27 protein-coding genes are annotated in these 26591 nt (G+C 33.5%); 8 read left to right on the plus strand and 19 right to left on the minus strand.

Translation table 11 applies throughout. The annotated features are described in order from the left end of the window. The first annotated feature begins 255 nt into the window (after positions 1–255). Entirely contained in the window at positions 256–1377 is a 1122-nt protein-coding gene (locus tag AAYQ19_RS01305) for a hypothetical protein (RefSeq protein ID WP_343533042.1), read from the plus strand. A gap of 16 nt (positions 1378–1393) precedes the next feature. Then, complete coding sequence (locus tag AAYQ19_RS01310; RefSeq protein WP_343533044.1) at positions 1394–2170, plus strand: porin family protein; 777 nt, start codon at positions 1394–1396, stop codon at positions 2168–2170. Between the two features lie 5 nt (positions 2171–2175). Here the strand turns inward: AAYQ19_RS01310 and AAYQ19_RS01315 are convergent, their stop codons facing one another. The 5 genes from AAYQ19_RS01315 to AAYQ19_RS01335 all read right to left on the minus strand — a co-directional run bounded on the left by AAYQ19_RS01315 (position 2176) and on the right by AAYQ19_RS01335 (position 8795). Beyond that, entirely contained in the window at positions 2176–2760 is a 585-nt protein-coding gene (locus AAYQ19_RS01315) for a chemotaxis protein CheB (RefSeq protein ID WP_343533046.1), read from the minus strand. Further along, positions 2742–3551, minus strand: coding sequence for a CheR family methyltransferase (locus AAYQ19_RS01320; protein WP_343533048.1), 810 nt, complete (start codon positions 3549–3551; stop codon positions 2742–2744). The genes AAYQ19_RS01315 and AAYQ19_RS01320 overlap by 19 nt, the downstream gene beginning before the upstream one ends. An 8-nt stretch (positions 3552–3559) precedes the next feature. Continuing rightward, entirely contained in the window at positions 3560–3925 is a 366-nt protein-coding gene (locus AAYQ19_RS01325; RefSeq protein ID WP_343533050.1) for a response regulator, read from the minus strand. Between the two features lie 66 nt (positions 3926–3991). Next, on the minus strand, positions 3992–7564 hold the full coding sequence (locus tag AAYQ19_RS01330) for a response regulator (protein WP_343533052.1): 3573 nt from the start codon (positions 7562–7564) through the stop codon (positions 3992–3994). A 16-nt stretch (positions 7565–7580) separates the two neighbouring features. Continuing rightward, positions 7581–8795: a hybrid sensor histidine kinase/response regulator gene (locus AAYQ19_RS01335; RefSeq protein WP_343533054.1), complete on the minus strand. Its 1215-nt coding sequence runs from the start codon at positions 8793–8795 to the stop codon at positions 7581–7583. Positions 8796–9072: 277 nt separating this feature from the next. Between AAYQ19_RS01335 and AAYQ19_RS01340 the strand changes: the two genes are divergently transcribed. After that, positions 9073–9918, plus strand: coding sequence for an SDR family oxidoreductase (locus tag AAYQ19_RS01340; RefSeq protein WP_343533056.1), 846 nt, complete (start codon positions 9073–9075; stop codon positions 9916–9918). Positions 9919–10110: 192 nt separating this feature from the next. Beyond that, complete coding sequence (locus AAYQ19_RS01345; RefSeq protein WP_343533058.1) at positions 10111–10371, plus strand: SWEET family sugar transporter; 261 nt, start codon at positions 10111–10113, stop codon at positions 10369–10371. A 132-nt stretch (positions 10372–10503) separates the two neighbouring features. Here AAYQ19_RS01345 and AAYQ19_RS01350 read toward each other — a convergent pair whose 3' ends face one another. After that, a complete protein-coding gene (locus tag AAYQ19_RS01350; RefSeq protein WP_343533060.1) occupies positions 10504–11298 on the minus strand; it encodes a hypothetical protein in 795 nt (264 codons plus the stop codon). Positions 11299–11602: 304 nt separating this feature from the next. After that, positions 11603–11941 (minus strand): hypothetical protein, encoded by a 339-nt coding sequence (locus AAYQ19_RS01355; RefSeq protein WP_132991318.1) that lies wholly within the window; start codon positions 11939–11941, stop codon positions 11603–11605. Between the two features lie 225 nt (positions 11942–12166). Between AAYQ19_RS01355 and AAYQ19_RS01360 the strand changes: the two genes are divergently transcribed. Further along, complete coding sequence (locus AAYQ19_RS01360) at positions 12167–15373, plus strand: PAS domain-containing protein (protein WP_343533064.1); 3207 nt, start codon at positions 12167–12169, stop codon at positions 15371–15373. Positions 15374–15425: 52 nt separating this feature from the next. On the opposite strand, the gene AAYQ19_RS01365 is transcribed toward AAYQ19_RS01360, so the two are convergent. Continuing rightward, entirely contained in the window at positions 15426–15857 is a 432-nt protein-coding gene (locus AAYQ19_RS01365) for a response regulator (protein WP_343533066.1), read from the minus strand. Between the two features lie 221 nt (positions 15858–16078). Between AAYQ19_RS01365 and AAYQ19_RS01370 the strand changes: the two genes are divergently transcribed. Beyond that, positions 16079–16594, plus strand: coding sequence for a pyridoxamine 5'-phosphate oxidase family protein (locus AAYQ19_RS01370; RefSeq protein WP_343533068.1), 516 nt, complete (start codon positions 16079–16081; stop codon positions 16592–16594). 87 nt (positions 16595–16681) lie between these two features. Here the strand turns inward: AAYQ19_RS01370 and AAYQ19_RS01375 are convergent, their stop codons facing one another. From AAYQ19_RS01375 to AAYQ19_RS01385, 3 genes are all read right to left on the minus strand, one after another. After that, the gene (locus AAYQ19_RS01375) at positions 16682–17395 is read right to left on the minus strand and encodes a DUF72 domain-containing protein (protein ID WP_343533070.1); all 714 of its coding nucleotides are present in this window, start codon (positions 17393–17395) and stop codon (positions 16682–16684) included. Further along, positions 17392–18123 carry a DNA-formamidopyrimidine glycosylase family protein gene (locus tag AAYQ19_RS01380; protein WP_343533072.1) on the minus strand — a complete coding sequence of 244 codons (732 nt, stop codon included), beginning with the start codon at positions 18121–18123 and terminating at the stop codon, positions 17392–17394. The genes AAYQ19_RS01375 and AAYQ19_RS01380 overlap by 4 nt, the downstream gene beginning before the upstream one ends. Positions 18124–18195: 72 nt before the next feature. After that, the gene (locus tag AAYQ19_RS01385) at positions 18196–18759 is read right to left on the minus strand and encodes a YciE/YciF ferroxidase family protein (RefSeq protein WP_343533074.1); all 564 of its coding nucleotides are present in this window, start codon (positions 18757–18759) and stop codon (positions 18196–18198) included. A 187-nt stretch (positions 18760–18946) separates the two neighbouring features. On the opposite strand from AAYQ19_RS01385, the gene AAYQ19_RS01390 reads away from it, so the two are divergent. Beyond that, positions 18947–19501, plus strand: coding sequence for a hypothetical protein (locus AAYQ19_RS01390; RefSeq protein WP_343533076.1), 555 nt, complete (start codon positions 18947–18949; stop codon positions 19499–19501). A 105-nt stretch (positions 19502–19606) separates the two neighbouring features. On the opposite strand, the gene AAYQ19_RS01395 is transcribed toward AAYQ19_RS01390, so the two are convergent. From AAYQ19_RS01395 to AAYQ19_RS01430, 8 genes are all read right to left on the minus strand, one after another. After that, positions 19607–20254 carry a DUF5661 family protein gene (locus AAYQ19_RS01395; protein WP_343533078.1) on the minus strand — a complete coding sequence of 216 codons (648 nt, stop codon included), beginning with the start codon at positions 20252–20254 and terminating at the stop codon, positions 19607–19609. 93 nt (positions 20255–20347) lie between these two features. Next, complete coding sequence (locus tag AAYQ19_RS01400; protein ID WP_320567139.1) at positions 20348–20509, minus strand: DUF1328 family protein; 162 nt, start codon at positions 20507–20509, stop codon at positions 20348–20350. 108 nt (positions 20510–20617) lie between these two features. After that, positions 20618–21703 (minus strand): DNA topoisomerase IB, encoded by a 1086-nt coding sequence (locus AAYQ19_RS01405; RefSeq protein ID WP_343533081.1) that lies wholly within the window; start codon positions 21701–21703, stop codon positions 20618–20620. A gap of 25 nt (positions 21704–21728) precedes the next feature. Next, the gene (locus AAYQ19_RS01410) at positions 21729–21968 is read right to left on the minus strand and encodes a DUF7218 family protein (RefSeq protein ID WP_343533083.1); all 240 of its coding nucleotides are present in this window, start codon (positions 21966–21968) and stop codon (positions 21729–21731) included. Positions 21969–22222: 254 nt separating this feature from the next. Next, on the minus strand, positions 22223–23344 hold the full coding sequence (locus AAYQ19_RS01415) for a serine hydrolase domain-containing protein (protein WP_343533085.1): 1122 nt from the start codon (positions 23342–23344) through the stop codon (positions 22223–22225). Positions 23345–23467: 123 nt separating this feature from the next. Continuing rightward, entirely contained in the window at positions 23468–24061 is a 594-nt protein-coding gene (locus AAYQ19_RS01420; protein ID WP_343533087.1) for a hypothetical protein, read from the minus strand. A 67-nt stretch (positions 24062–24128) separates the two neighbouring features. Continuing rightward, positions 24129–24764 (minus strand): hypothetical protein, encoded by a 636-nt coding sequence (locus tag AAYQ19_RS01425; protein ID WP_343533089.1) that lies wholly within the window; start codon positions 24762–24764, stop codon positions 24129–24131. A gap of 40 nt (positions 24765–24804) precedes the next feature. Further along, positions 24805–25683, minus strand: a complete 879-nt coding sequence (locus AAYQ19_RS01430) for a hypothetical protein (protein WP_343533091.1) — start codon at positions 25681–25683, stop codon at positions 24805–24807. A gap of 184 nt (positions 25684–25867) precedes the next feature. Between AAYQ19_RS01430 and AAYQ19_RS01435 the strand changes: the two genes are divergently transcribed. Beyond that, positions 25868–26455: a DUF4142 domain-containing protein gene (locus tag AAYQ19_RS01435; RefSeq protein WP_343533093.1), complete on the plus strand. Its 588-nt coding sequence runs from the start codon at positions 25868–25870 to the stop codon at positions 26453–26455. Positions 26456–26591 lie beyond the last annotated feature (136 nt).

Genomic DNA, 26591 nt, shown 5'->3' on the forward strand with positions numbered 1-26591 from the left:
TGATAGTGACAAATGTAAAAAAATCAACGCTGAATGACTAACGATAAAATTATTTTTAGCTTAATTAACACTTTCTGGAAAAATATTGTTTGTGGTAAGAAAATTTCGTTAACTTTAACATAAATTAACATCTATTTAAGCCCAATTCTTAATTACAAAAACCTACACTATAAGCAGATAAGATAAAAAGATTTCCATACACATTAGTACATATTTATTTTTCGCAGTTTAATTAATTTTAAAACACTCTAATCAATGAAATGTAATACACTAATATCAGCCTTTTTACTATTATTTAGCATGCAGATTTTCGGGCAAGTTTATACCGATAAAGTTGTCGGAAAAAGTAACGAAAAGCTTAAAGACAGTCTTAAAACAGAAGAATATCCATATGCACTTCCTATTTGGGGTGAAAAAGTAGCACAAAAAGGATATAAACTCCCTTACTCAGCAGGTTTATCTGTAAACTGGTTTTGGCAAGAATCTGAAATTGTAATCAATAACCTTGAAGTGGGATTTAACAACGGCCCAAAATACAATCTAGATGAAATTGTAAGATTTGATAAATCATCAGTAGAAGCTACTGCTTTAACCATCAGACCAGACATTTGGCTTCTTCCCTTTTTAAATATTTACGGAATTTTTGGAAAAGCAAATACAGCAACTAAAATAAATGCCGAAATTTGGATTCCTGATGCAGACAACAACTGGTCGCAAATTACTTCATTCCATACGCAAGCAAATTTTGATGCTACCACATTTGGTCTAGGTATGACGCCTACAATTGGTATTGGAGGAGGCTGGCTTGCGCTAGATATGAACATGGCATGGACAGACATTAGCTCGCTAGACAAACCTGCATTTTCTTATGTATTTGGCCCAAGATTAGGAAAGACGTTTAAATTTAACAAACAAGATGAAAATATTGCCGTTTGGGTTGGTGGATTTAGAGTTCATATTGCGGGCGACACAAATGGAGATCTTCCACTTTCTGATTTCATCAATTTAGATGATGCGCAAGCTAAGGTTGACGCCGGTTTAGCAAAAGTACAAGAAAACCAAACAAAAGTTGACAATTGGTGGGACGGTTTGACTCCAGCTGAGCAAAAACAACCGTCTAATATTGCAAAACATAATACAGCAAATCGTGCTTTAGAAAGTGCTGGTAATATTTTAGGAACTCTTGATAATGCTCTAGCGAGAGGTGCAGATTCATCTGTACAGTATTCGCTTCAAAAAAGACCAAAAGACATGTGGAACTTTATCATCGGTTCGCAATATCAATACAACAAACATTTTATGTTTCGCGCAGAATGTGGTTTCTTAGGTACTCGTACTCAAGTTTTAGCTAGTTTGCAGTACCGTTTTGGACTATAATTCATCCCCTTTTTATATGAAAAAAAGTTTATTCATCGTCATCACTTTCTTTTGTATTACATCGGCGCAATCTCAAGTATTGATTTCCTTGATTTTTGGAGATAAGCTCAACTCAGAGTTTTTAGAATTTGGATTAGAGGGAGGTGTGAATTTCTCTACGATTTCAAATATGGAATCTTCTGCAACAAATCCAGGTTTTAATCTTGGTTTTTATTTTGATCTTCGATCAAGAAAAAATCCAGCATGGATGATCAATACTGGAGTTATTGTAAAATCGCCTATGGGAGCGCAAAGCATTCCGGTTTATTCTTTAAACAACGAAACCCTTGACAATACTTTTGTAGGCGGAAGTGTGAATCGTGAAATTCGTTATTTCAATGTTCCCATTCTAATCAAGTATCAATTCAAAAATAATATTTATGTAAAAGCCGGACCTCAATTTGGACTGTTGGCTAAAGCTTTTGATGAATTTAAAAATGAAATTGATGACAACGATGTGGTTTACAAAAAGAACATCCGCGATCAAATTCATGTTATTGATGCTGGGCTTGCAGCAGGTCTTGGCTATCATTTGAATGTTGGAAACGGACTTAATTTTACCGTGCAATATTATTACGGCTTAGTTACCGTAATGAAAGGCGACGGTCCAAATAATCAATTCAACAGATCTTGGTATATTACGGCAGGAATTCCTATTGGAAAAGGAAAAGCAGCGCAAAAAAGAGCCAAAGAAGCTGAAGAACTAAATCGTGTAATTTTACCAGAAGAAGAGGCTCCAAAACCTAAAAATTAAATTCTTTAAGAATTTATCGAAGCAATAAAATGAAGGATTTCTTGCGTATGCAAAATGAAATCAGGACTAGTATATAATATGGCATTATTAGGCATGAAAGGCATTTCGGCAGAAAGCGGATTTTGAACCGCGATAATACCGCCCGATGCTTTTATGGCTTTCAAGCCTTCGGTTCCATCAGCATTTGAGCCTGACAATAAAATTCCGACTAAGGAAGATCCATAAATTTCTGCAGCCGATTCAAAAGAAACATCAATACTTGGACGGCTGTAATTAATTTTCTCTGATGTATCTAAAGCCAGAATTTCTTCTTTTTCGAACAATAAATGATAATTGGATGGCGCGATGTAAATAAATCCGGGTAACAATGGCACTTTGTCCTCAACTGGTTTTACTTCTATATTTGATTTCAGGCTTATTAAATCTTCTAAAGTTTGATCATCGGTACTTTTTCGATGCAACACAATTACAAGCGCAAAATCGTTGAGTTTTATCAATTCGGGCAAAATCTGCATCAAAGCGTTCAAACTTCCCGCAGAGCCGCCAATAATAACCACTTTACAATCTGATATTATTTTAATTTCCTCCATATTTTATCTTTATCCAATTGTTTGTACTTGCCTGGAGCTATAGAATATTTTATGGTTTCTTTTGTGCCTAAAGCCAAAAATCCGAGAACGGCTAGACTTTCATCAAAAAGATTGATGACACGTTTTTGCAAATCAGCATCAAAATAAATCAAAACATTACGGCACAAAATCATATCAAATTCATTGAAGGAAGTATCTGAAACGAGATTATGCTGTGAAAAGACCATTTTTTCTGCCAGCTCTTCATTAAACTTTGCAATTCCGTAATTGGCTGTATAATAATTTGAAAAATCTTCCTGACCGCCGGCATCACGATAGTTTTGAGAGTATTCTTTCATCATTCTGAGCGGGAAAATTCCTTTTTTTGCAGTTTCTAAAACTGTTGCATTAATGTCGGTTGCATAAATTAAGGATTTATGCAAAAGTCCGGCTTCTTTGAGCATGATGGCCATAGAATATACTTCTTCGCCTGTAGAACAGCCAGCGTGCCATAAACGGATAAAAGGTTTTGTACCCAATAATGGCAGAATTTCTTTTCTGAGCACATTATAAAATGACGGATCGCGAAACATCTCAGTAACATTTACCGTAATTTCATCAACCATTCTCTTGTAATATTCTGAATCTGAACGAACCTTTGAAAGAAATTCAGTGAAATCTGTAAATCCATCCAACTGAAAAATTCGGTTTACCCGTCTTTTCAGCGAAGCACGCGAATAACTTCCAAAATCAAATCCATAATATTCGTAAACCTCATTGATAAGTGTTTCTAGCTCAATATCCTCAATCATATTTTTATTCAAATTTTGCTCAAAACAAGCAGTAACTTATCAACATCAACCGGTTTTGAAATATAGTCATCTGCCCCAGCTTCTAAACATTTTTCTTTATCTCCATTCATTGCTTGAGCGGTCACCGCGACGACAAAAGTAGATTTCCTAGATGGAATTGCTTTTATCAACGGAATCGCTTCATAGCCGTCCATTTCAGGCATCATCATATCAATTAAAACAGCATCAATATTTTCGTCTGATTCTAAAATTTTTAAAGCATCTTCAGCACTTAAACAAGACAGACAATCAAATGATTTGGCTCGTAAAGTGTTCTCTAACGCAAAAATATTTCTAGAATCATCATCTATAATCAAAAGTCTTTTTTTGCTCATTTGATATTATTTATTAGACCTAACAGGTTTTAAAAATCTGTTAGGTCTTTATTGAAATCGTTAATTTTAAACCTTGTCATATAACCAAACACGCAATAACGATAATAATTGATCCACATCTACAGGTTTTGTAATATAATCTGATGCTCCTGCTTTGATGCATTTTTCTCTGTCTCCCGTCATTGCCTTTGCTGTAACAGCAATCAATGGCAAATTAAGGAATTTAGGATTTGCTCTTATCTTTTCGGCAGTTTCGTATCCGTCCATATTTGGCATCATCATATCCAATAAAACAATATCTGTATCAGCGTTTTCATTCAAAATCTTGATCGCTTCTTTCCCGTCAAAAGCTGTAATTATATTCATTTTAAAAACTTCCAAAGCTTTTGTTAATGAATAAATATTACGCACATCATCGTCAACAATCAACACTTTTTTCTCATGCAGAATGTTGTTCAGTAAATTTAGCTTTTTATGGCCTTCATTCTTGTTTTTCCCTTCTTTTTTATCTTCTACTAAATGCAAGAAAAGCGAAACCTCATCAAGCATTCTTTGATACGAATGCGCTGTTTTTACGATAATAGAATCGGCATATTTTTTAATTTTCACCTCTTCTTTAAGCGACAAGCTTTTTCCTGTAAACACAATTACTGGCAATTTTTCCAAACCTGGATTTTTCTTTACACCATCCAAAATTTGGTACGCTTGTTTGTCTGGAATTCCCATATCGAGAATTACACAATCTACTTCTGTTTTATTTAACGCTTGGATTCCCTCAGAAACTTCACTTTTTATTTCCGAATTAATATTATACGTTTCTAAGAAAAAAGCCAATGCTTTTGCGTGTTTTGGATTGTCTTCAATAATCAAAACTTTTTGCGCTTCTTTATTGATGATATGTTCGATTCTCAAAAACACTTCTGGAATCTTATCAAAAGCAACAGGTTTGTCTAAAAAGTCTACTGCGCCTTTCAACAAACTTTCTTGTTTCAATTTATGCGAAGACATAATATGCACGGGAATATGTTTCGTCTCTAAATTGTTTTTCAGTTCTTCTAAAACTTCCCATCCACTTTTTACAGGAAGTTCAATATCCAACAAAATTCCGACTGGCTTATACAATAATGCAAAATTCAAAGCATGATCTCCTCGAACCGCAACTACGGCTTTATATCCTTTTTTATGAGCAAAAGTCAAGAGTGATTTGGCAAAATTGACATCATCTTCAATAATTAAAATTACTTTGTCGCCTTCTTTTACCGCATTACGATCATCTTCAATTTCATCAGGAATTACTGGGCTAATATATTTTTTTGTGGCAACAACTTGTTCTTGCTCAGGCTCAATTTCTGTAAAATCAGTTGGTGGAATTTTCTCTACATTCACTTTGTTATAAGCAGAGCCAAAAACGGGAAGACATAAGGTAAACGAACTACCTTCGTTGACTTTACTATGAAGTACAATTTCGCCTTTTAATAATTTTGCTAATTCTCGACTGATTGACAATCCTAAACCGGTACCGCCATATTTGCGTTTTGTCGATCCGTCAGCTTGTTGGAACGCTTCAAAAACAAGTGGCTGTTTTTCCAACGGAATACCAATTCCGGTATCTTTTACAATGAAACAAATGATTTTTTCATCATCTGTATCGACTTTTATTTCAAGACTAACTTTTCCTTTTTCTGTAAATTTAATAGCATTTGAAATCAGGTTTTTCAGAATTTGTTCCAAACGCATTTTGTCTGTTTTGATGACAATTGGTGCTTCTTTCGAAATAATCTCGAATTCGATTCCTTTTTCTTTGGCAACCAAGTTGAATAAATTCCAAAGCGTATCTGTTATTTCTTTCGTAGAAACATCTAGGAATTCCAATTCCATTTTTCCAGCTTCTATTTTTGATAAATCTAGAATTTCATCAATCAAGCCCAACAAACTGTTTCCTGAACTCTGAATCACTTTTGCAAACTCAACTTCTTCATTGTTCATACTTTTATTGTTGTTCTCAGACAGTAAACGGCTTAAAAGAAGAATTGAATTTAAAGGCGTTCTCAATTCATGCGACATATTGGCCAAAAACTCAGATTTATAACGCGTAGTAAGCTCTAAAGCTTCAGATTTTTTCTGAATTTCATTGTTTTTTTCTTCCAATAAAACACTTCTTTCCGACAATTCTTCATTGGTTTGTTCCAATTCTTCTTGCTGTACTCTTAATTCTTCTTCAGAAGCTTGTAATTTCTCCGTTTGCGCTTCTAATTCAGCATTAATCGCTTCTAATTCGGTATGTTGTTGCTGCAATTCTTCAGATTGCGATTTTGTTTCTTCAAGCAACTCCATTACGCGTCGTCTATTTTGAGTCGATCTGATCGCAATTCCGATATTACTAGCAACAAGTCTTAAAAACTCCAAATGCAGTTCAGAAAATCCATAAATGCTCGCTAACTCAATTGCACCTTCAATTTTATTATCCAACAAAGGCAAAGCCACAATATGCGTTGGCTTAATTTGCCCTAACGCATAATTAATTTGGATATCGTCTGAAGTTAAAGTCTTTAATTCCAAAATTTGGCGAGACGAAATTGCTTGTCCAATAAGGCCATCTCCTTTTCTTATGCGTTCTCTGTTTTTGCTCGGTATATAGCTGTAACCACCAGCAGCTAAAAGTTCCTCTCCATCAATCACATATAGTACTCCTGCACTGCTGTTGGTATAATTGCATAAAAATTCGATAACATCTTTTGCCAATTTTTCCAATGCTTTATCGCCAAGCATGGTATTATTTAATTCGGCAATACCTGTTTGAAGCCATTCTTTTTGTGACAGCAAATCAAACGAACTTTTAAGATTAACCCCCATCGTATTTAACGATTCGCCTACACTTCCAAGTGCATCAGCTTTTGTATCGTCTACGCGAATGTCATAGTTTCCATTTGAAATATTATTGGCAATCGTACTGATGGCTTCGATTCTTTGAGCGGTTTCAAAATCTTTTTTCTCCAATTCTTGTTGTAAGGCAGAACGCTCATTGTAATCTTTCAAAATTCGGAACAAGAAAACAATCGAAATAATAAGTGCAATCAAAAAAGCAACGATAATCAAGACTAAACTGTAGGTTCCATAACGCTCTGAATTTGCGTTTCGTTCTGCTAAAAGTCCTTGCTCCGTAGTTTCAATCTTTTTAATCAATGCACGCATTTGATTCATCATTTGCCTGCCTTCATTCAAATCAAAAACCAATATTTCCTTGTTCAAACGTTTTTTAACAATCTGATTATTTAGGTATTTGAAAAAATTCTCGCGAAGAACTTTTAATTCTTCCAAGTGCTTTTGCTGTGAAGGATTGTCAATAGTTTGTTCTTCTACTTTTTCAAAATAACTATTCGATCTGGATTCAGAATCGCGATATCTTTCAACAAATTGCTCATCACCTGTAATTAGATAGCCACGCATACTGGTTTGCGCCTCTGTAATGATTGCAGAACCTTCATTTAAGTTATAAATTACTTCTTGTGTATGATTCACCCAAAAATTGCTATTCAGCAAACTTTTGATGCTGATAAATGAAGCCACAGAACTTATTGTAAGCACTAACAATGAAACTAAAGAACTGATTAGCAGATTTCTTTTAAAGTTATTCTTCATAGATATAATTTATATTTTACTCGTATTTTAAAGGAAGTACAATTATAAAACTCGCACCCTTGCCTACCTTGCTTTTCGCAGTGATTAATCCGTTATGTTTTTCGATGATTTTTTTGGCAATCGCCAATCCAATTCCTGTTCCTTCATAAGTTTGGCGGTCATTCAGACTTTGGAAAATGATGAATATGCGGTCCAGGTAAATTTCGTCAAATCCAATTCCGTTGTCTTTTACCGTGATTCTGCAAAACTTGCCATCTGGAGAAGTAGGACTATCAAAAGATTTTTCGACTATTAATTCTGAAGTAATTTCAATCAATGGTGGTTCATTTCCACCCGAAAACTTAATAGCATTCCCGATAAGATTTTGAAAAACCTGACGCAATTGGCTCGGAATACTGTCAATTGTTGGAAGTTCCGAAGTTTTTACTATTGCATTTTTTCGGTCAATCAAATAATCAAAATCGGATAATACTTCTTGTAAAACAACATTTAAATCAGTAGTTTCAGGTTTAACTTGAGCTGACAATCGAGAATATGCCAAAAGATCAGTAATTAAAGTCTGCATTCTTTCAGCCGATTTTATTGTTCGATCTACGTAATCAATTGCTTTCGCATCGGTAGTTAAATAAAGATCTTTTATGATTTTAATAAAGATTTGAATCTTTCGAATTGGCTCGTTCAAATCATGCGAAACTACCCAGGCAAATTGCTGCAATTCATGGTTTTTCAGCTCCAATTCTTCGTTTTTTAAAACCAATTCTTTAGTTCGTTCAGCAATTTTGATTTCGAGATTGTCCTGCGCTTCTTTTCTGATTTTTATTTCTTTGGAAAGAAGATCCTTGATGCCTTTTAATTCATTTTGCTGTTCATAAATCTTGATGAAGGTTTTTACCTTCAGCATCAGCAAATCAGTATCTACAGGCTTTGTGATATATTCCACGGCGCCAGTTTCGTAGCCTTTAAAAATGTATTTTTTCTCGATATTTAAAGCCGAAAGAAATATAACCGGAATATCTTTTGTTCGTTTATTTCCCGAAAGGATTTTCACTACCTCAAAGCCATCAAGGCCCGGCATTTGGACATCCATAATAATGAGGCAATAATTTGTTTTTAAAATCTTCCTCAGTGCTTCTTCCCCAGATTCGGCAGAATCGACATCAATATTATGCAGCTCCAAAGTTTTCTTTAAGGCAATGATATTTGCCTTTATATCGTCTACAATTAATACCATTCTTTGCGGGGGAATAAAAAGTTATGAATTAAATGTTTTTGGTTTGAAATGTTTTATGCGAGCTATTCAAAAGCATCTGATTTTACTTTGCAAACAGCTTTACCGCAACTTTCAAATTTATAAAGAAAAGTTAAAAAGCTCTTTCATTGAAAATCTAATTCGTTACATAATTCCCATGTTTTAACATAAAAAAGCACATTTTTTTGAGGCAATCTTATAATTATTTCAGTCAAAAGAGTTGCAAAAAACCTCATAAATTGCTTTAAATTAAATTATTATGGAAAAGAGAAAAACATTTCCTGAGCAAAAACAGGAACTTCCCGGAAATGAATATTTAATGCATCCAGAACCCGAAATTATCAGAGAAAATTATACCGGAAGCGGCAAACTTTTGGGCAAAGTTGCTTTTATAACGGGCGGCGACAGCGGCATTGGGCGAAGTGTGGCGGTTCATTTTGCCCGAGAAGGCGCCAATATTGCGATTGTTTATTTAAAAGAAGATAAAGATGCCTTGAAAACAAAAGAATTAATTGAGAAAGAAGGCCAACAATGTTTGCTGATAAGTGGTGATTTGAAGGATGAAAAGTTCTGTAAAAGTGCCGTAAAAAATTGTATTACTACATTTAAAAAAATCAATGTTCTAGTCAATAATGCTGCCGTCCAATTTCCGCAAAGCGAATTAGAAAAAATAACGGCGACACAACTTAAAAAAACTTTTGAAACCAATATTTATCCGTATTTCTATATCACAAAAGCAGTTTTGCCTTTTTTAAATGAAAACGACACCATTGTAAATACAAGTTCTGTAACGGCATACCGCGGCAGTGAACATTTAGCCGATTATGCCAGTACAAAAGGCGCAATCGTAAGTTTTACAAAGTCATTATCGACCATGCTTGCTAAAAGAAAAATTAGGGTAAATGGCGTTGCACCTGGACCAATCTGGACTCCTTTAATCGTGGCTAGTTTTGATAAAATTTCAGATTTTGGAAAGGACAATCCTATGGAAAGAGCTGGACAACCCTCTGAAGTTGCTCCTGCTTACGTATTCTTGGCTTGTGAAGACAGCAGTTATATTACGGGACAGTTTATTCATATCAATGGCGGAGAAATGGTCGGCTAGTTTTTTTTTAAGGTTCTGAGAGCCTGAGATGCTATCCCGAAGCTTCGGGGCTACGTTTTTTCTTTGTGTTTTTTGGCTCGCAAAGTCACTAAGATGCAAAGTTTTACTTTAAGCATTTAACCTAAAAAACAAAAACTTTGCGTCTTCTCGCCTTTGCGAGATTATTCTTTAGCGCAACTTAATTTACAAAAAATGAATTACCTCGATATCATCGGACTTTTCGCAGGAGCTTGTATTACGTTTTCGACAATTCCACAGATTCTGAAGGTTTGGAAAACCAAGAAAGTAAAAGACATTTCGCTTCGAACTTTCGGAATCCTTACTTTCGGAATTTTCATTTGGATTATTTATGGAATTCTAAAAAAAGATCTTCCTATAATAATTACAAACAGCATTTCCTTTTGCTTAAATCTAATCATGATTTACTTTATAATTTACTTCGAAAAGGAATGAGGTTCTGAGGCTTTAAGAGGCTAAGCTAATAAGTGAATTTCAACTTCAAAAAAAATTCTGAGATACTAGTTTAAAAACTTAGAATCTCAGAATCTTTGTACTTAGAATCTTCTAATAATATATAATGCTTGGCTAGCTAGCTAATTTCTGGTTGTATAATTTGAATGACCAATGATGTTTTGCTCTAAAAAGCTTGATAGACGCAAGTGCATCTGAAAAACTAATTGACGAGATTCTTTTGATTTCATGTAATTGTTTTACCGCAATGTCAACAATAGGCTCAAATGTTTTCAAATAATTATAAGCATGTTGCTCAACCTCCATTTCTACAATATGATTCAGAATGCTTTTTTTAAGAATCGTTCCTACTAAGCCTTTTTCTGGCATTGTTTTGAATTGATGAATCTTTTTTGAAATTCTTGAATTCTCCTTTCCAATATAAATGTAGTTTCCAGAATCATTTGTAAAATGTTGCTTCACCTGCGAAACTAAAGGTTCATTTTTGCTTTCAATTGTTGGCATTCCCAATAATGTAAATTGAATTCGTTTATGGCTTTCGAAATACAAAACACTATTAATAACAGACGAATTGTTTAAAACCGCTGATTGATTTTTATGCAAAATCTTTTTCTCGCCATTTGCTCCAAAACTGTGGCATACATTTCCGTTTTCGCAATAAACAAAAAACACAGGCGCCGACTGGAATGCTTCAATGCTCAAGCTTACATCCTGATGAAAAACCAAATCAAAATGCATAAACAAAATCTTATCATCAAAACGAGTTCCTTTTATAGATCCTTTCGTCCATTTTGATTTAATGTCAAGATTATAGTCATTGTCTTTTGCACTTAATGTGCCATGAAAACTATCTTTAAGATCATTAAAAACAGTATCAAATTCACCATTATTTAAGTATAGTTTTTTCATTATGGTTTGATTTTTTATTAAGCGGTCAATACTTGATTTGTCAAATAATAATGAGTGAATAATTTTCCTCATTTTCTATAATCCAAATTTCGTACATATTGCAAATCAAACTTTTACAGAATTTCAGTCAGATATTTCATAATTTTTATTTTGTTAGGGACAAAGGTGCAAAGGGACAAAGTAACAAAGCCTTTGTCACTTTGTTACTCTGTTCCATTGTCCCTTAAAAAAGAAAAAACAGCCGCCTCAGAATTCTCTGAAACGACTGCTCCTCAGCAAAATAAAAATACCTATTTATTTTATCTTAAGTAAGTTCGCTGATATCAGCATTTTTCGAATAATTTTTCTTCGGAATATCTTTGAAAAACTCCGCTTCGTCTAAATCCGCTGTAGGGCCATATCCTAATAAATGAGTTCCTTTAATATGATCCTTTGTTTCAATAACATATAAAATGGACATATCATCAGGATTGCTCATACCTTCATAACGATGATGGGCTACAATATAAATTTCGTCCGGCTGATAAGCATATTTTGTATCAGAATCTATCAGCGTGCCTTCGTCAAATAAAAAATTAGCCGTGTAGCCTTCGTCTTGATATTTCTGTATATAATCGGTTTCGTGTTTTTGTTCTTTTTTCATGATTTCAAATTTGAATTACCTTTTTTGCAATCTAACTTTTATCAAATTTCATCATACCCTTCAAATAAAATTAACTCAATAGATTTTAAAATTACCTCATTCAAAAAAGGCCTTTTTCAATGCTGGAAATTTTTATTAATTTTAATTTTAAATCACAAAAAACATAAAAAGTACTATATTTAATTACCTAAAATTTATTTTTCAACTCAGCAAAAACGAATTTTAATGAACAATACAAATTACGATTTTCTTTCAAATGGAGGTGAAATGGGTGCCCTAACCCGCGCTAAAGATTGGAGCAAAACCTCTGTTGGGGCGGTTGAAACTTGGCCTCAAAGCCTTCGTACAACCTTAGGAATTCTTTTGCATTCAAAATTTCCCATGTTTTTGTTTTGGGGACCAGATCATATTTGTTTTTACAATGACGCTTATCGTCCGAGTCTTGGAAAAGAAGGAAAACATCCAGATATTTTAGGAAAAAAAGGAGCTGAATATTGGCCCGAAATTTGGGATTTCATCGGCCCACTTATTGATCAGGTTTTGACCAATGGAGAACCAACTTGGCATGAAGATCAATTAGTTCCAATATTCAGAAACGGAAAAATTGAAGATGTATATTGGACTTTCAGTTATAGCCCTGTTACGAATGACGACGGTACAATTTCAGGTGTTCTTGTAGTTTGTACCGAAACAACAGATAAAGTAAATATTAGAAAAGGGCTTGAAGAAAGCAATGAACGTTATCGCAATAATATTCTACAGACACCAAATGCTATGTGCATTTTTAGAGGAAAAGATTTTGTTGTCGAAATTGCCAATAAGCTAATGCTCGAAATTTGGGAACGTGAAGAACATCAAGTACTTAATAAACCCGTTTTTGAGGCTATTCCAGAAGCCGCAGGCGCGGGTCTAGAAGATTTATTAATGAAAGTTTACCTAACAGGCGAACGCTTTACTGCCAATGAACTTCCGGTAAAATTAACCCGAAATGGCAAAGTTGTCAATACTTTTATCAATGTGGTTTATGAAGCTTTGAAAGAACCTGATGGAACCATTTCTGGAATCGTAGCCATTGCAAATGATGTTACGCTTCTAGTAAACGCTCGAAATATCATTGAAGAAAGCGAAAAAAAATTCAAAAACATTGTACAGCAGGTGCCTCTTGGAATTGCAATACTGAAAGGCGAAGATTTAATTGTCGAATTAGCAAACGATACTTATTACCAAATTGTTGATAAAACAGAAGAAGAAACACTTCATAAACCTGTTTTTGCATCTGTTCCAGAAAGCAAAGAGGCCATATATCCTTTAATCTCGAAGGTTTATAAAGAAGGAATTCCGTTTTCCACAAATGAATTGCCAGTTACCTTAAACCGTTACAACAAAGAAGAACAATGCTATTTTAATATTGTTTTTCATCCTTTGAGAGAAGAAAACCAAAAAGTTTCCGGAGTTATTGTTGTGGGTTATGAAGTTACAGAATCTGTACGAACCAAACATCTTTTGGCCGAACAAGAAAAAGCTTTTAGAAATCTAGTGATGCAGTCGCCAATTGCAATGACTTTTGTGAAGGGAGAAGATCATATTATAGAATTAGCCAATACAACGATGCTAAATGATATTTGGCAGAAAAAAGAAAGTGAAGTAATTGGCAGGCCAGCTTTAGAGGTTTTTCCTGAATTACTGAATCAGAAATATCCTTTATTATTGCGAGAAGTCCTGACAGATGGAAAAATTATTCGAGAAAACGAGTCGGTTGCCTATATAGATGTTACTGGCGAAATGAAAAAATTCTATTTCGATTATCAATACACGCCCCTTTATGAAACAAATGGTGAAATTTCGGCTGTAATGGTTACCGTTAACAATGTTACAGACAAAGTGGAAGCCAGAAAAAAAGTGGAAGACGCAGAAGAACGAGTTCGACTTGCATCAGAAATTGCTGAAATTGTAACTTGGGATTTGAATGTTCCTACGCAGGAATTAATTTATTCGGATAACATGGCAGCACTTTTTGGTTTAGATAAAAATAAAAAAATAATTCGTGCCGACATTTTAAAACAAATACATCCTGACGATTTTCCATTAATCGAGAAAGCTTACACTAAAGCACTAAAAACTAATATTTATAAATACGAAGCCCGAATTATCAAACCCGACCATTCAATGGCTTGGATTAGAGTTCATGGAAAAATGTTTTTTGACGAATTAAAAAATCCGTTAAAAATGCTGGGAATCGTAATGGATGTTACCGACGAAAAAAACAATCAGGAAATTTTAATGAAAAGCGAAGAAAAATTCAGGCTTCTAGCCGATTCTATTCAGCAATTTGTTTGGACCAGCGACGCAATGGGAAATCTAAATTATTTCAATCAAGCGCTTTATAATTTTTCTGGAAAATCAAAAATCAATATAAACCAAAACGGATGGCTTCAAATTATTCATCCTGATGACCGTGAAGAAAACATAAACCGCTGGATGGATTCGATAAAAACAGGAAAAGAGTTTTTACTTGAACATCGTTTTTTGCGTCATGATGGAAAATACAGATGGTACGCCAGCCATGCAATTCCTCAAAAAGATACTGATGGAAAAATCCAAATGTGGGTCGGAACCAGTACCGATATTCAGGAACAAAAAGATTCTACCGACATTTTAGAAAAACAGGTTTTGCAACGTACCGAAGAATTGGAAAGCAAAAACAAGGATTTGATCAACATGAATATTGAACTTCAATCTTTTGCTTATATCTCAAGCCATGACTTACAAGAACCGCTTCGAAAAATCCAAACTTTTGCCAGTCGATTGAATGATTTGGGCGAACAAAACATTTCGGCAAAAGCCAAAGGATATTTGGAACGAATTGAATTTTCGGCCAAAAGAATGCAAGCACTAATTCAGGATCTCCTTACCTATTCTCGAACGAATTCAGCTGATCGAACTTTTGTCAAAACAAATTTGGACGAAATTGCCGAAGAAGTAATCATGGACTTTTCTGATCGAATTGAAGAGAAAAATGCAGTTATTGATCTGCATCCTTTAGGCGAAGGAACTGTTATGCCTTTTCAATTCAGACAATTACTGCATAATTTGATTGGAAATGCTTTGAAATTTTCACGAAAAGATGTTCCTCCTCAAATTCAAATCAAAGCCCGCAGAGTTGTTGGCCACAAATTGAATTTCAAAGTCGATTATCCAGATAAAATCTATTTCTGCTTAAGGATTTCCGACAACGGAATTGGTTTTGACGACGCTTATAAAGAACGCATTTTTGAAGTTTTCCAAAGATTGAATACAGAAAGTGAATTTTTAGGAACCGGAATTGGATTAGCGATCGTGAAAAAGATTGTCGAAAACCACAAAGGCGTAATCAAGGCACACAGCGAAAAAGGTGAAGGAGCAACTTTTAAAATTTTCTTGCCCGAATTATAAAAAAACACCAAATTCATTTTAGCAAATCAATTTGGTGTTTTTTCTTGTCTATTTAATTTTTATAGACAAAAGTCTTTCGGTCGGGCACAAATTCCTGCCAATTGATGCTCAAAACAAACTCAATTGCTTTTACAATATCTTTCATAAAAACAGGTTTTGTAATGAAAAAATTGGCTCCTAAAACCAAACATTTTTCGATAATACTAGGTTCATTTGAGGTTGAAAAAATAACTACCGGAATATCGCTATTTTCCGTTGAACCTTTTAATTCTTTAAGTACATCAAATCCATTTTTTCCAGGCATATTTAAGTCTAAAAAAAGGACATCTGGCTTTTGGGAAGAATTATGGATTGTATTTAACAATTTTTCTCCGCCAGAAAACATCTGCAAGTTAACCTCTTTTGATAATGAATCAACCGCATCTGCAAATATGCTTAAATCATCTTCATCATCATCGGTATAGAAAATTGTAAAATTGTTCATGTAGAGACGGGTTAAATCTGGTTTTCCGTAAAGATAAGATAAATTTATTGCCCTACAAGATTTTAGAAAAATATTCTGACAATACAGAAGAATTGAAATGTAATAATTTTAAAATATAATTCTATAAATCTTTCCACCACAAAAACCTCAACTTTGTTTAGCTGATTTTTTAAACACAAACATATCAGCACATTAATTATTACAATTTAAATCAAAGCGCCATGGGAGATCATAAAAACCTTACCGAAGAATATGCGGTAAACAAGATACAAGAATTAGCAGAAAACATAAAAATATGCATGTTCTGCACATACAACAATGACCGTTTGCAATCCAGACCAATGTCTGTACAGAAAATTGATGACTTGGGGAATTTATGGTTTTTATCAGACCGAAACAGCAGTCAAAATGCCGAAATTACTCTAAATCCAACTGTAGAATTATTTTTTTCTGAACCAAATGATAAATTCTTAACGCTTCACGGATCAGCAACGATTGCTTACGATAGAGAAACGATAAAAAAATTATACGATCCAATTGTAAAAATCTGGATGCCAGGAGGCATTGACGATCCAAATTTAAGCGTCATAAAAGTCGTTCCTGAAGATGGTTATTATTGGAACAATAAACACGGCAAAATGGTTGCCATTGCTAAAATGACCGCCGCTTTTATTACTGGAAAAACTATGGATGACGGTATTCAAGGGAATTTGCAGGTGAATAAAGATTTAGCTTAACCGCAAAGCACGCAAAGGTTTACGCAGTGTTCACAAAGATTTGTTTTTACTTTGCGTGCCTTGCGTAAACCTTTGCGTGCTTTGCGGTTAAAAAACAATCCGTTTCATCTCTAAAGCATCTAAAATTCCAGCATCGCTCGCTGTGTTATTGAAATAAATAAAACCTTGCTTTGCTGCAATTTCATTTTTGATTTCCAATAATTCATCAAAAGAATAACTCGAATAAAACATTTTTGGAACACCGTGAAAACGTATGTAAACGAACGGAAAATCAGTAAAAATAGTTCTAGGCAATTTTGGGTGGCTGACACTGCAAAACGTAATATTGTTTTCTAAAAATGAATTCCAAACTTCTTGATTCCACCAGCTTTCGTGTCGAAATTCGATTACGTTTTTGAAATCCAAATTCAAATTTTGAATAATATGCTGTAATCGCTCCGAAGTGAAAGTATAAGTTGGCGGAAATTGAAACAAAACACAAGCCAGCTTTTCCTTAAGTCCCTCTTTACAACAATTGTAAAAGTCATTTAGTAAATCTTCGCAGGCTTCAAATTTTCGAATATGCGTAATTTCTTTGGGCGCTTTGACCGAAAACAAAAAGCCTTCTGGTGCTTTGTTGTACCAATTTTGAAATATTCTTATGGTCGGAAATTTATAAAAACTCCCATTAAACTCATAGGTATCAAAATGCTGGGAGTAATAATCAAACCATTTTGAAGAAGGCAAGTTTTCGGGATAGAAGACACCTTTCCAAAAACGGTTATTGTAACTGGAACATCCTATTAAAACTTGATTTTTCATATATGAAGTTGTTGGCAATTGGTGCAGAAAAAACTTCTGCGGTTCCTTTTTCCTGTCGGTTTTCTAATGATAGGCAAATTACATCGTAGACAAAGAGTCTTTGTGTATGCAAGCCAATGTTTTTTAAGCTCGTATTTCTTTTTCCAATACAAAAATTCAAAGCTATAAATGGAACATTCCGAGATAATTTCATCAATCTTTTCAGAAGGAATTTTTCCAACTAATGATTCGGGATGAATATAACAGCGGTACAAAACTTCATTCTTGATGATATTCCCTACTCCTGAAAATATATTTTGATCTAAAATGGCATCACAAATCATTTCATTCGGAATTTTCTCCAGACTTTGTTTTGCTTTACTTGGGTCCCAATTTTCGTTTAGAACATCAACACTCCAATCGTAATATTGATTGACCGCTCCTTCTAGGATCTTGATCGAACAGGTGTAAAAATTAATTTCTCCGTTAGCAAATTGCAAATGCATTCTTGGCTTTGTCTCTTTTTGCTCGTTCACACGGTACGTGCCAAACATCAGCATATGAATTTTGACGGTAAAATCTTCAAAACAAATCAAAAAGTGTTTTCCCCAAGTTTTGAATGACAAGATTTTCTTATCCTTTAATCGCTGAATATCAGCACTGCTGTTTCCTGAAACATCAATAACTTTTTGTCCAGAGAACTGCTGCACTTCTTCTTTTAATATCAATATCGATGGACCTTCGGGCATATTTTTCTTTTTAGATTTAATTAAAAAAAAGCGCAGTTTTTCAACTGCACTTTTCTACTTGATTTTCTAATCTTACTCTGCTTCAGCAGCTTCAAGATTTATGGCATTTACAGCAACTTCTGTCAATAATTTATCGGCTCCTTTTTCTTCATCAAGAGTTTGTTCTAATAATGAAGCGGCTTCTTCCCAGCCAAGTGTTTCGGCAAATTGTCTCAAAGTTCCATAAGTTGCAATTTCGTAATGTTCGATCTTTTGACTTGCGGCAATAATTCCAGCATCACGCACTACGCCAATTTCAGTTTCTTCCAAAATCCCTTTTCCTTCTTCAATCAAGCCTTCCATGGCATCACATTTCTTAGCAGAAGGTTTTTTGCCAATTAGCTCAAAAACTTTTTCTAAGCGGGAAACATGTTCTTCTGTTTCAACTAAATGATTGTTTATAGCAGAAATCAATTCTTCAGAGGTTGCATTTCTCGCCATTGTTGGAAGCGCTTTTGTTAATGCTTTTTCGGCCCAATATAAGTCCTTTAAGCTTTCTTCAAATAATTCTGTCAAACCAGTCGCTGCATTTGATTTTGGTTTTGTAACGCCCCTTTTCACGGTCGGAGTTTCGGTTTTATGATCTGTACTTTTCATGGTAAATTTTTTAATGATTAATAGATGATAAAATTAACATCCGTAATTTCAGCAGGGTTATAGGATTTGACGATTAAATTTCATTCTAAACATCTGTTAATTATACAATTACATAAAACAATTCTATAAAGAATACTCTTGCTTTCGGGAGTAGCTTTGTAATCTATAAACTATAAAATTCGATATCATGAATACTATAAATAGAATTAACAGCACTTTAAACAGAAATCCAAAAAATCAAAATACTTCGGACAGAAATACTACTATGAACGAAGAATTTTATGATTTAGACGATCAAAAAGACACAGATAACAGCATTGAAGCAACTGCTGATCGCGGTTATACGGTACGAAATGGCTCCAACCCAAACAAACCAAATCCTGATCAGGACGCCATTGGGTATGATGATGATTTAGATGATTATAACGATGATTTCCATAATGACCGAGATTTAGAAGACAACAATGATGACATTTATGAAGTCGAATTGGAAAATGACGATGATTATTTAGAAGATGATCTTGATGAAGATGTTGAAAACGATGAATTTGACAATCCTGCAGATACTTTTGAAAACGATTTTAATGAAGACGAAGATGATTTAGAGGATCTTGATGATGAAGATGACGAAGACGATATGGACGACGACATAGATGACGATGACAATACTTATATCGAAGATGATGTACAAGAGGAAGATGATGAAGACAATTATCCCGATAATGATCCTCGCAAATTTTAAATTTTAGAAAGGAGACAAAAATCAAAAACCGTTAAATTGCTTTAACGGTTTTTTTGTGACTAAAACGAATGGGAATATCCCAAAATCAACGTGTAAGTAAATGTTTTAATCACCAATTTTTTCTAATACTGGAATATCATCCATTTTTTGAAGGCGTTCTGCTAATTCGTTTTTGGCTTCTCTTAATTCGATTTCGGCTTTGCCTAGTTCTTTATACCATTCCTCATTTCCTGTTTTTGAATTTTCGATTTTACGCAGGATTTCAAAGATTTCTCCTTCGGCCTCCATTACTTTCAAACGTTTGTAATACGTCAAGCTTTCAGTCATATGCGCAAGTGCGATCATCGCAGTCAAAAACGGATGATTATTGGTCACATTCACGTCTCTGACACGACCGTGTTCCAATTCTACTTTTAACGCAAAAGCAAATTCTTCCATATTAAACTTTTCGTGTTTGCTTTTTGGATTTAAATAGGCTTTTATCGCTTCAACATTATTCATCGTCGAAAGATCTACTTCCGTTTGTTTGCTGTCCATCAAATCTTTGTAAACTACATTTGCAACAGCTCGCGCTTCATCAATTGTTGGGTCATTTTCAGGATTTTCGAAATCTCGAGTACTCCAATCCCAATTTTTAGGATGCACTGGTTTGATGTATTTTTCACAAAAATCTGTTACATCATTTTTCAAGCTTACCATTTCGTCTTCCCTTTTAATGTAAACGTCCTGATAAGCACCGCTTTTTGTTCCCATGATATTTTTATTTTTATTTAAAAGGCAAACGACACATTTACCGAAATAGATGTGTCGTTTTTACTTTGTTCTAATTCACTGAGTCTATCAGTATTAAACACTTCTTCTTCCGCTAATTAGCGATATGATAAACAATACCAAGAATATGAAAAATAAAATTTTTGCTATACTAGCTGCTCCAGCGGCAATTCCGCCAAAACCAAATATTCCTGCAATAATTGCAAGAACAATAAATATGACTGTCCAACGTAACATAATAATTGATTTTTAGTTAATAACGATTTGTTTGTTTCTCAAATTTCATGCTTTTAAAAGAGATGCATTAACTCTAAATATTTTATTTCTAACCCTATAAATTACTGACTAGAGTAAGTTTACCGTATATTTTTCTATCAATTCCGCAAATGCAGATTCAGTTGGCGAAAAATACTTTTTAGTACTCCTGCTCTTTTTTACCTTGTCAAAATATTGCTGAATTGTTCCATTTTCATACGTTGAAATCAACAAAGGATGAACGTAATAATTCTTGCAGACATTTCTTGTATTTCCGAGTGCTTCTGCCGTTGCATCATAGGCCGTCAGAATATTTTTTTTGATTTCTTTTTCATCTGATGTTGTTCCGATTTCCATTAGATTTTCGAAAAAAATAATCGACGCTGCCCAGGTTCTGAAATCTTTAGCACTGAAATATTCTCCCGAAATTGCATGCAGATACTCGTTTACCATATGGCTGTCTAGTACCTTTTTTTCACCATTATTGTCGTAATATTTAAAAACTTCCCAACCCGGAATTTCTTCGCAACGGCTTACTAATTTTATTAATTGCTTATTTCGAGTTGTAATGGTGTGCTGTTTTCCTTTTTTTCCAATGAATTCAAATCGAAGTGCATTTTTATTGATATTGATATGACGCTTACGCAAAGTCGAAAGTCCGTATGATTTATTGTCTTTTGCATACTTTTCATTGCCAATTCGGATATGTGTTTCCTCCATTAACCGAATTACAAGCGCTATAACCTTGTTTTTAGACCACTCCTTCTCTTCTAAATCTTTATCGACCCTTTTTCTTATCGAAGGTAATTTTTGTCCAAATTCGGCTATTTTATAAAACTTGGTTTGATTTCGAATGGAATTCCATTTTGGATGATAACGATATTGTTTTCTGTTCTTGACATCAAAACCAACAGCCTGCAAATGCCCATTTGCTAAATCAGAAATTCTGACATTTACCCAGGCTGGTGGCAAGACCAAACTATTAAAGCGTTTTAATTCGCTTTTCTGTTTGATACAACGTCCATTCTTTTTATAAATAAATCCATCATCACCTGCGCATCTCTCAATTGGCAATTTTTGATTGCTCACATAAACCAAATCCAGTTTTGCAAGAACCGCTTGTGGCGACTTGATCAACTGATTCATAAGTTTTTGCTGCGCGATTTTTACAGGCATGAATTTCTGTTTTAATTGTTTCGAATTAATTATTTCTCAAGGAATTTATTAAAGCTTTTTTATTCATATACGAACGCCCTTTTATGCCAACTTTTACAGCTTGCTTGAGCAATTCATCTTTTGTCCATTCTTCATAAGGCTTTGCTTTTCCGCCTTTTTCTCCTGCATCAGGTGTATTTGCAATTCGGGCCGACTTTTCTTTGCTGTAGCCTTTTTTCACCAATGCTTCATATTGTGCTTCATTCTTGATTCTAGGGTTTGGCATGACTTTAATTTTTTAGGTTAATGATTAGAGATGTATGGTATTCCCAAAGTTCATCGAAAAGCAAGATTTTTCTGTTATATAATTTTGGCTATAACTTTCATAATTTGAGTCGCTAAAGTCAAAAGTCAAAAGTCGAAAGTCAAAAGTCGAAAATCTTAAAGTCGAAAATCTTAAAGTCGAAAGTTGGAAAGTCTTAAATAAAAAAACTCCCAATCCTTTTGGAATTGGGAGTTTTTCTTTTACTGATAAAATCTTTATGGGTTTGAATTCTTATTTAAATCCATAATCATTGTTCTTAAGTCTTTTTCCAAATCATTCCGATTTGCTAAACTATTTGTCAAAATTATAAAGCCAGAATCAAGGTCTGGAAAGCAGTCTAGGGATGATCTCGAACCTCCAGTTCCGCCTCCATGTTCATAAATTTTGATACCTTCCGAAGTCGTATGCATAAACCAATTCAATCCCATGTCTCCTTCTGTTCCTTTAAATGTGAATTTGTGAGACAACGCAATACTTGGCATTTTTTCAGCATTATTAGCTGAAATGTATTTCACCATATCTACAGCATTTGAACGCAAAGCGCCAATTGCATAAATTTCAGCATTATCCCAAAGCGGAATTATTTCTCTTTTCTTGTTATGAGGCATCGCAATATTGCTTTTGGCTACTTTTGAAAGATCTATTGTCGTATTGGACATTTTAAGTGGTTTCAGAATATATTTCGATGCCAAATTAAAATAGCCATCGTGATATACATCTTCAATTATGATTCCTAATACTCCCGTTCCCATGTTGGAATAAGTATATTTTACGCCAGGCAAAGTATCCATTTTAAAATCGTGAAGCCCTTCGAACAATAACTTTTTTGTATAACTTTTATATGGATTTAACGAATCCCATTCAGCTCTTTTCCAAAGATTAGGAAATATTCTGGTAATTCTTGAAGTATGATTTGAAAGATCTTGAATTGTTATTGCTTTTCCGTTGTATTCCAGATTTGGATAATCGCCTTTAAGATACTTTCGAATATCATCATTTAAATTGATTTTTTTATCTATAACTGCCTGAGCAAGCATAATACCCGTAAATGTTTTAGTGATAGATCCTAGTTCGTAAATCGTATTTTTTGTTGGCAAAGTTGAATTTTCAACTTCAGTTTCGCCATAATTATAGAAATAATTTTTCCCATTTAATACAATTCCAATTGACAATGCAACGGCTTTTGGGTCTTTGAAATATTTTTGAACGTTTTGATCAACGAGAGAATCTAATTTACTTTTTAATTGATTATCTGATTTTATCTGAGAAAAGCAAATAAAAGGAAATAATAAAATGATTTGAAACAGCAACTTTCCAAACTTAACTAACTCTTTCATACTATTTTACAATTAGATTTTACTAAACGAAAATACGGATTCTGAATTTTAATTTTGTCCGAAATATTAAAAAAAATCCCAACTCTTTTTTGGAATTGGGATTTTGATCATTTTTCTATGATTTCATTTTTCAGAATGACAATATTCTTTTAGCTTAATTGTTTTTAACGCAATTATAAATTGTTGTTGGGGTTTCTTTTTTAGATTCCGACCATAAAAGCACATCCCAACCTTACTAAAATCTTTAGTGTTTCCCCTCAAACTATCAATATAGATACCTGTCGTACCAAATCCTTGATTGGCCGGTGTAATTATTTTTGCTTTAAAACAATCTATCGGATAAAATACAAATTTATATTTTGGATATTTTCCGAAGTCAATATTACCTGATAATGAATCAACAATTAAATGTTTTGTGTTTTTTAAAAGTTGCTTCTCTTTTTTAGTTAATTCATTATAACCATTTTTATCAAAAACTAAAGGCAAAGCATTCTTACTCACATCTTCAGAATATCTTCCGATGTCAAAAATTAAAGAATCTTTTTCAGGTGTAATTATTCCTCCAACATAACTATCAATTCCTTGGAATTCTAATTTTTCCCATTCTTGCGGAACAGTTATTTCAAAATTACCAAAATCGATGGTTTTAAATTCTGATTTCGGTTTGCATGAAACCATAAAGCTTAAAAATAAAATTAGGATAATTATATTTTTCATTTTGAATATGATGTTTTGAAATAAAACTTTAAATGTGGAATTTGGAATTTTCATCCAAAAAAACTTTTTACGATTCCTTCTCAAAAGAAAGTTTTATGGTCTCATCATTTTTTGCTGCATCCCAAAAAACGTATGGTTCTTCTATTCTAATTCCGGCAAGATCTTTTTCAAAATTGTTTTGATAACCTATAATCGTTTCACCTTCTTCGGCATATTCATTAAATAATATATTTCCAACATACTGAATCTGGCCTTTATTCACTTTAAAAGGAATTGAAAAGCCATTAACATTACTCGTTTTCTGAAGCACTTGAAAACCGCTATTTGAAAACAGTCTAATATTGGTGATTACATATTCTCCTTCCGGTTTTTCAACTGCAAAAAGATAAGTCAATCCGTTATCTAAATCTCCTTTATGTTTCATTCTAGTAATTTGCGCCGGAATAAAATGTACCTCTTTTGAATACTTTCTAACCAATTTTGGATCTGTAGACTTATAGCTGATAAGCATATAATAACCATTAAATCTTGCTTTTTCTTTTGGAAAAGTAATGGAACCGAAAATCAATCCGTTTGATGTTGTCTTGGGATTAAAAGTCAATTTCTGCGCAGATGATTTAGATGTAGCACCGAAAAAAATAAATGCAGTTAAGACTAAAACTCGCATTACGGCAGTAATTTTAATTTTTGTGGTTGATTTCATAAATTAAAGTTTGGTTTTGGTTGGCTAAATAGATTTTCGTTTAATAATTCAATACTACTTTATTCTTTTTTGTTCGTAAAAGTTCGATTGCACCTATTGCATACGCTATCTCAATTGAAATTTTATCTTCATTGATGTACAATTCGTTGTTTTGGAATTTTACTTTTGAATTTGTGATCAAAAAGAAAAGCTCATCTTGATAATACTTAAAATCATTGATTGCATCATCACCTAAACTTTGGATTTCACAATATTCAATTATGCTTCTTTCTACTAAATTATTGATCGTTATTTTTTCATTTTGTTCTTCATAATAGTACTTCTCATTACCATTAGTGAGTTTTTCCGATTTAATATTGGTTTGATCAACTTGATTCAAAAACCAAAACTGCAACTGTTGATAATTGTTGAAATTTTCAGACAATAGCGCATCTTGAACTTGTGTATCAACTTTCCAAAAATAGGTTGAAATATTAAGCCAATTTTCATCATTTTTGTTGTCAATACTATTATCAGTCCAATAATGTTTAAAAAGTAAGCCTTCTTTTATTTCAAAATTCATGTTTTCGAAATAATCAACCTCATCATTTGATAATGTTCTGATAATTTCAAATTCTTCACCATCAGAAAATGAAATAAATTTAGGTTTCTTCTTTTCAATTTCAATTGCATCCCATTTCTTTTGATTGTTAATATTCAAAATACCATTCACAATCATCCATAAACCGCTCACAAGCAGAATTCCTGAAGCCGCCGACTTTCCAAAAAAATCATAAATAAGCATTAAAATTAAAGGTGCAGAAACTTTTCCGCCATTAGTTTCAAACGTATTGAATTTATCATATAAGAACCATGCAGAAGCTAATGCAACAATTCCAAGAAGTATCAATTGCCCTTGGTTTTCCTTTTTCAATGACATAGTAAAGTAGGTTTTGTAGATGGGTTTATAAACAAATATGCTAAATAATTGTCAATTCATTTTACGGGAAACCACATTTGTTGTACGATTAATTCAAATCATATAACAATCTCTTAAAATCCTGTAAGGCATTCCTTGCGTTTCCTAAATAATTTTACATCGTAACCTTTAAACTATTAAAATCATGAAAAAGATACTATTAGCCGGAAAAGCAATTTTAGGAGCAGGACTGATCATTATATTTCTGAATTCTTGTAAAAACGAAACGAAACAAGAGGATCCAAAAGAAGTTGCAGAAGATGCAAATGAAGCCAAATTTGATACAATCAACAGCAAAGAAGATGATTCTGAGTTTTTAGTAGATCAGGCTGAAATTAATTTGGCAGAAATTGAAATTGGAAAATTGGCACAACAAAAAAGCACAAATCCCGAAGTGAAAAAATTTGGTAAAATGCTTGTTGACGAACATACAAAATCGGCTTCTGAAGTTAGCGCTTTGGCGAAAGCCAAAAACTTTACGCTTCCAACTTCATTGACAGAAGAAGGCCAAGATGAATACAACAAACTAAACGAAAAATCAGGTGTGGATTTCGACAAGAAATTTGCCGATATGATGATTGACGGTCACGAAAAAGCAATTGAAAAACTTCAAAAAGCTTCAAAAGACGCCACAGATAATGATGTGAAAATGTGGGCTTCAAATAATATTGCCGGCCTGACAGCACATTTGGAACACGCCAAAATGCTTAAACAAAATTTAGATAAAAAGTAATTTTTTAAGGTGCTGAGGGACTAAGGAACTAAGATGCTAAGATTAAAAGTAAAATAAATTTAATTGGTTATTATTTATTTTCAAAAACCCCTCAAGAGTTGAATTGCTTGAGGGGTTTCTCTTTTCTTAAAGATAC

This window comes from Flavobacterium mesophilum (genome assembly GCF_039581405.1).
Classification (GTDB): Bacteria; Bacteroidota; Bacteroidia; order Flavobacteriales; family Flavobacteriaceae; genus Flavobacterium.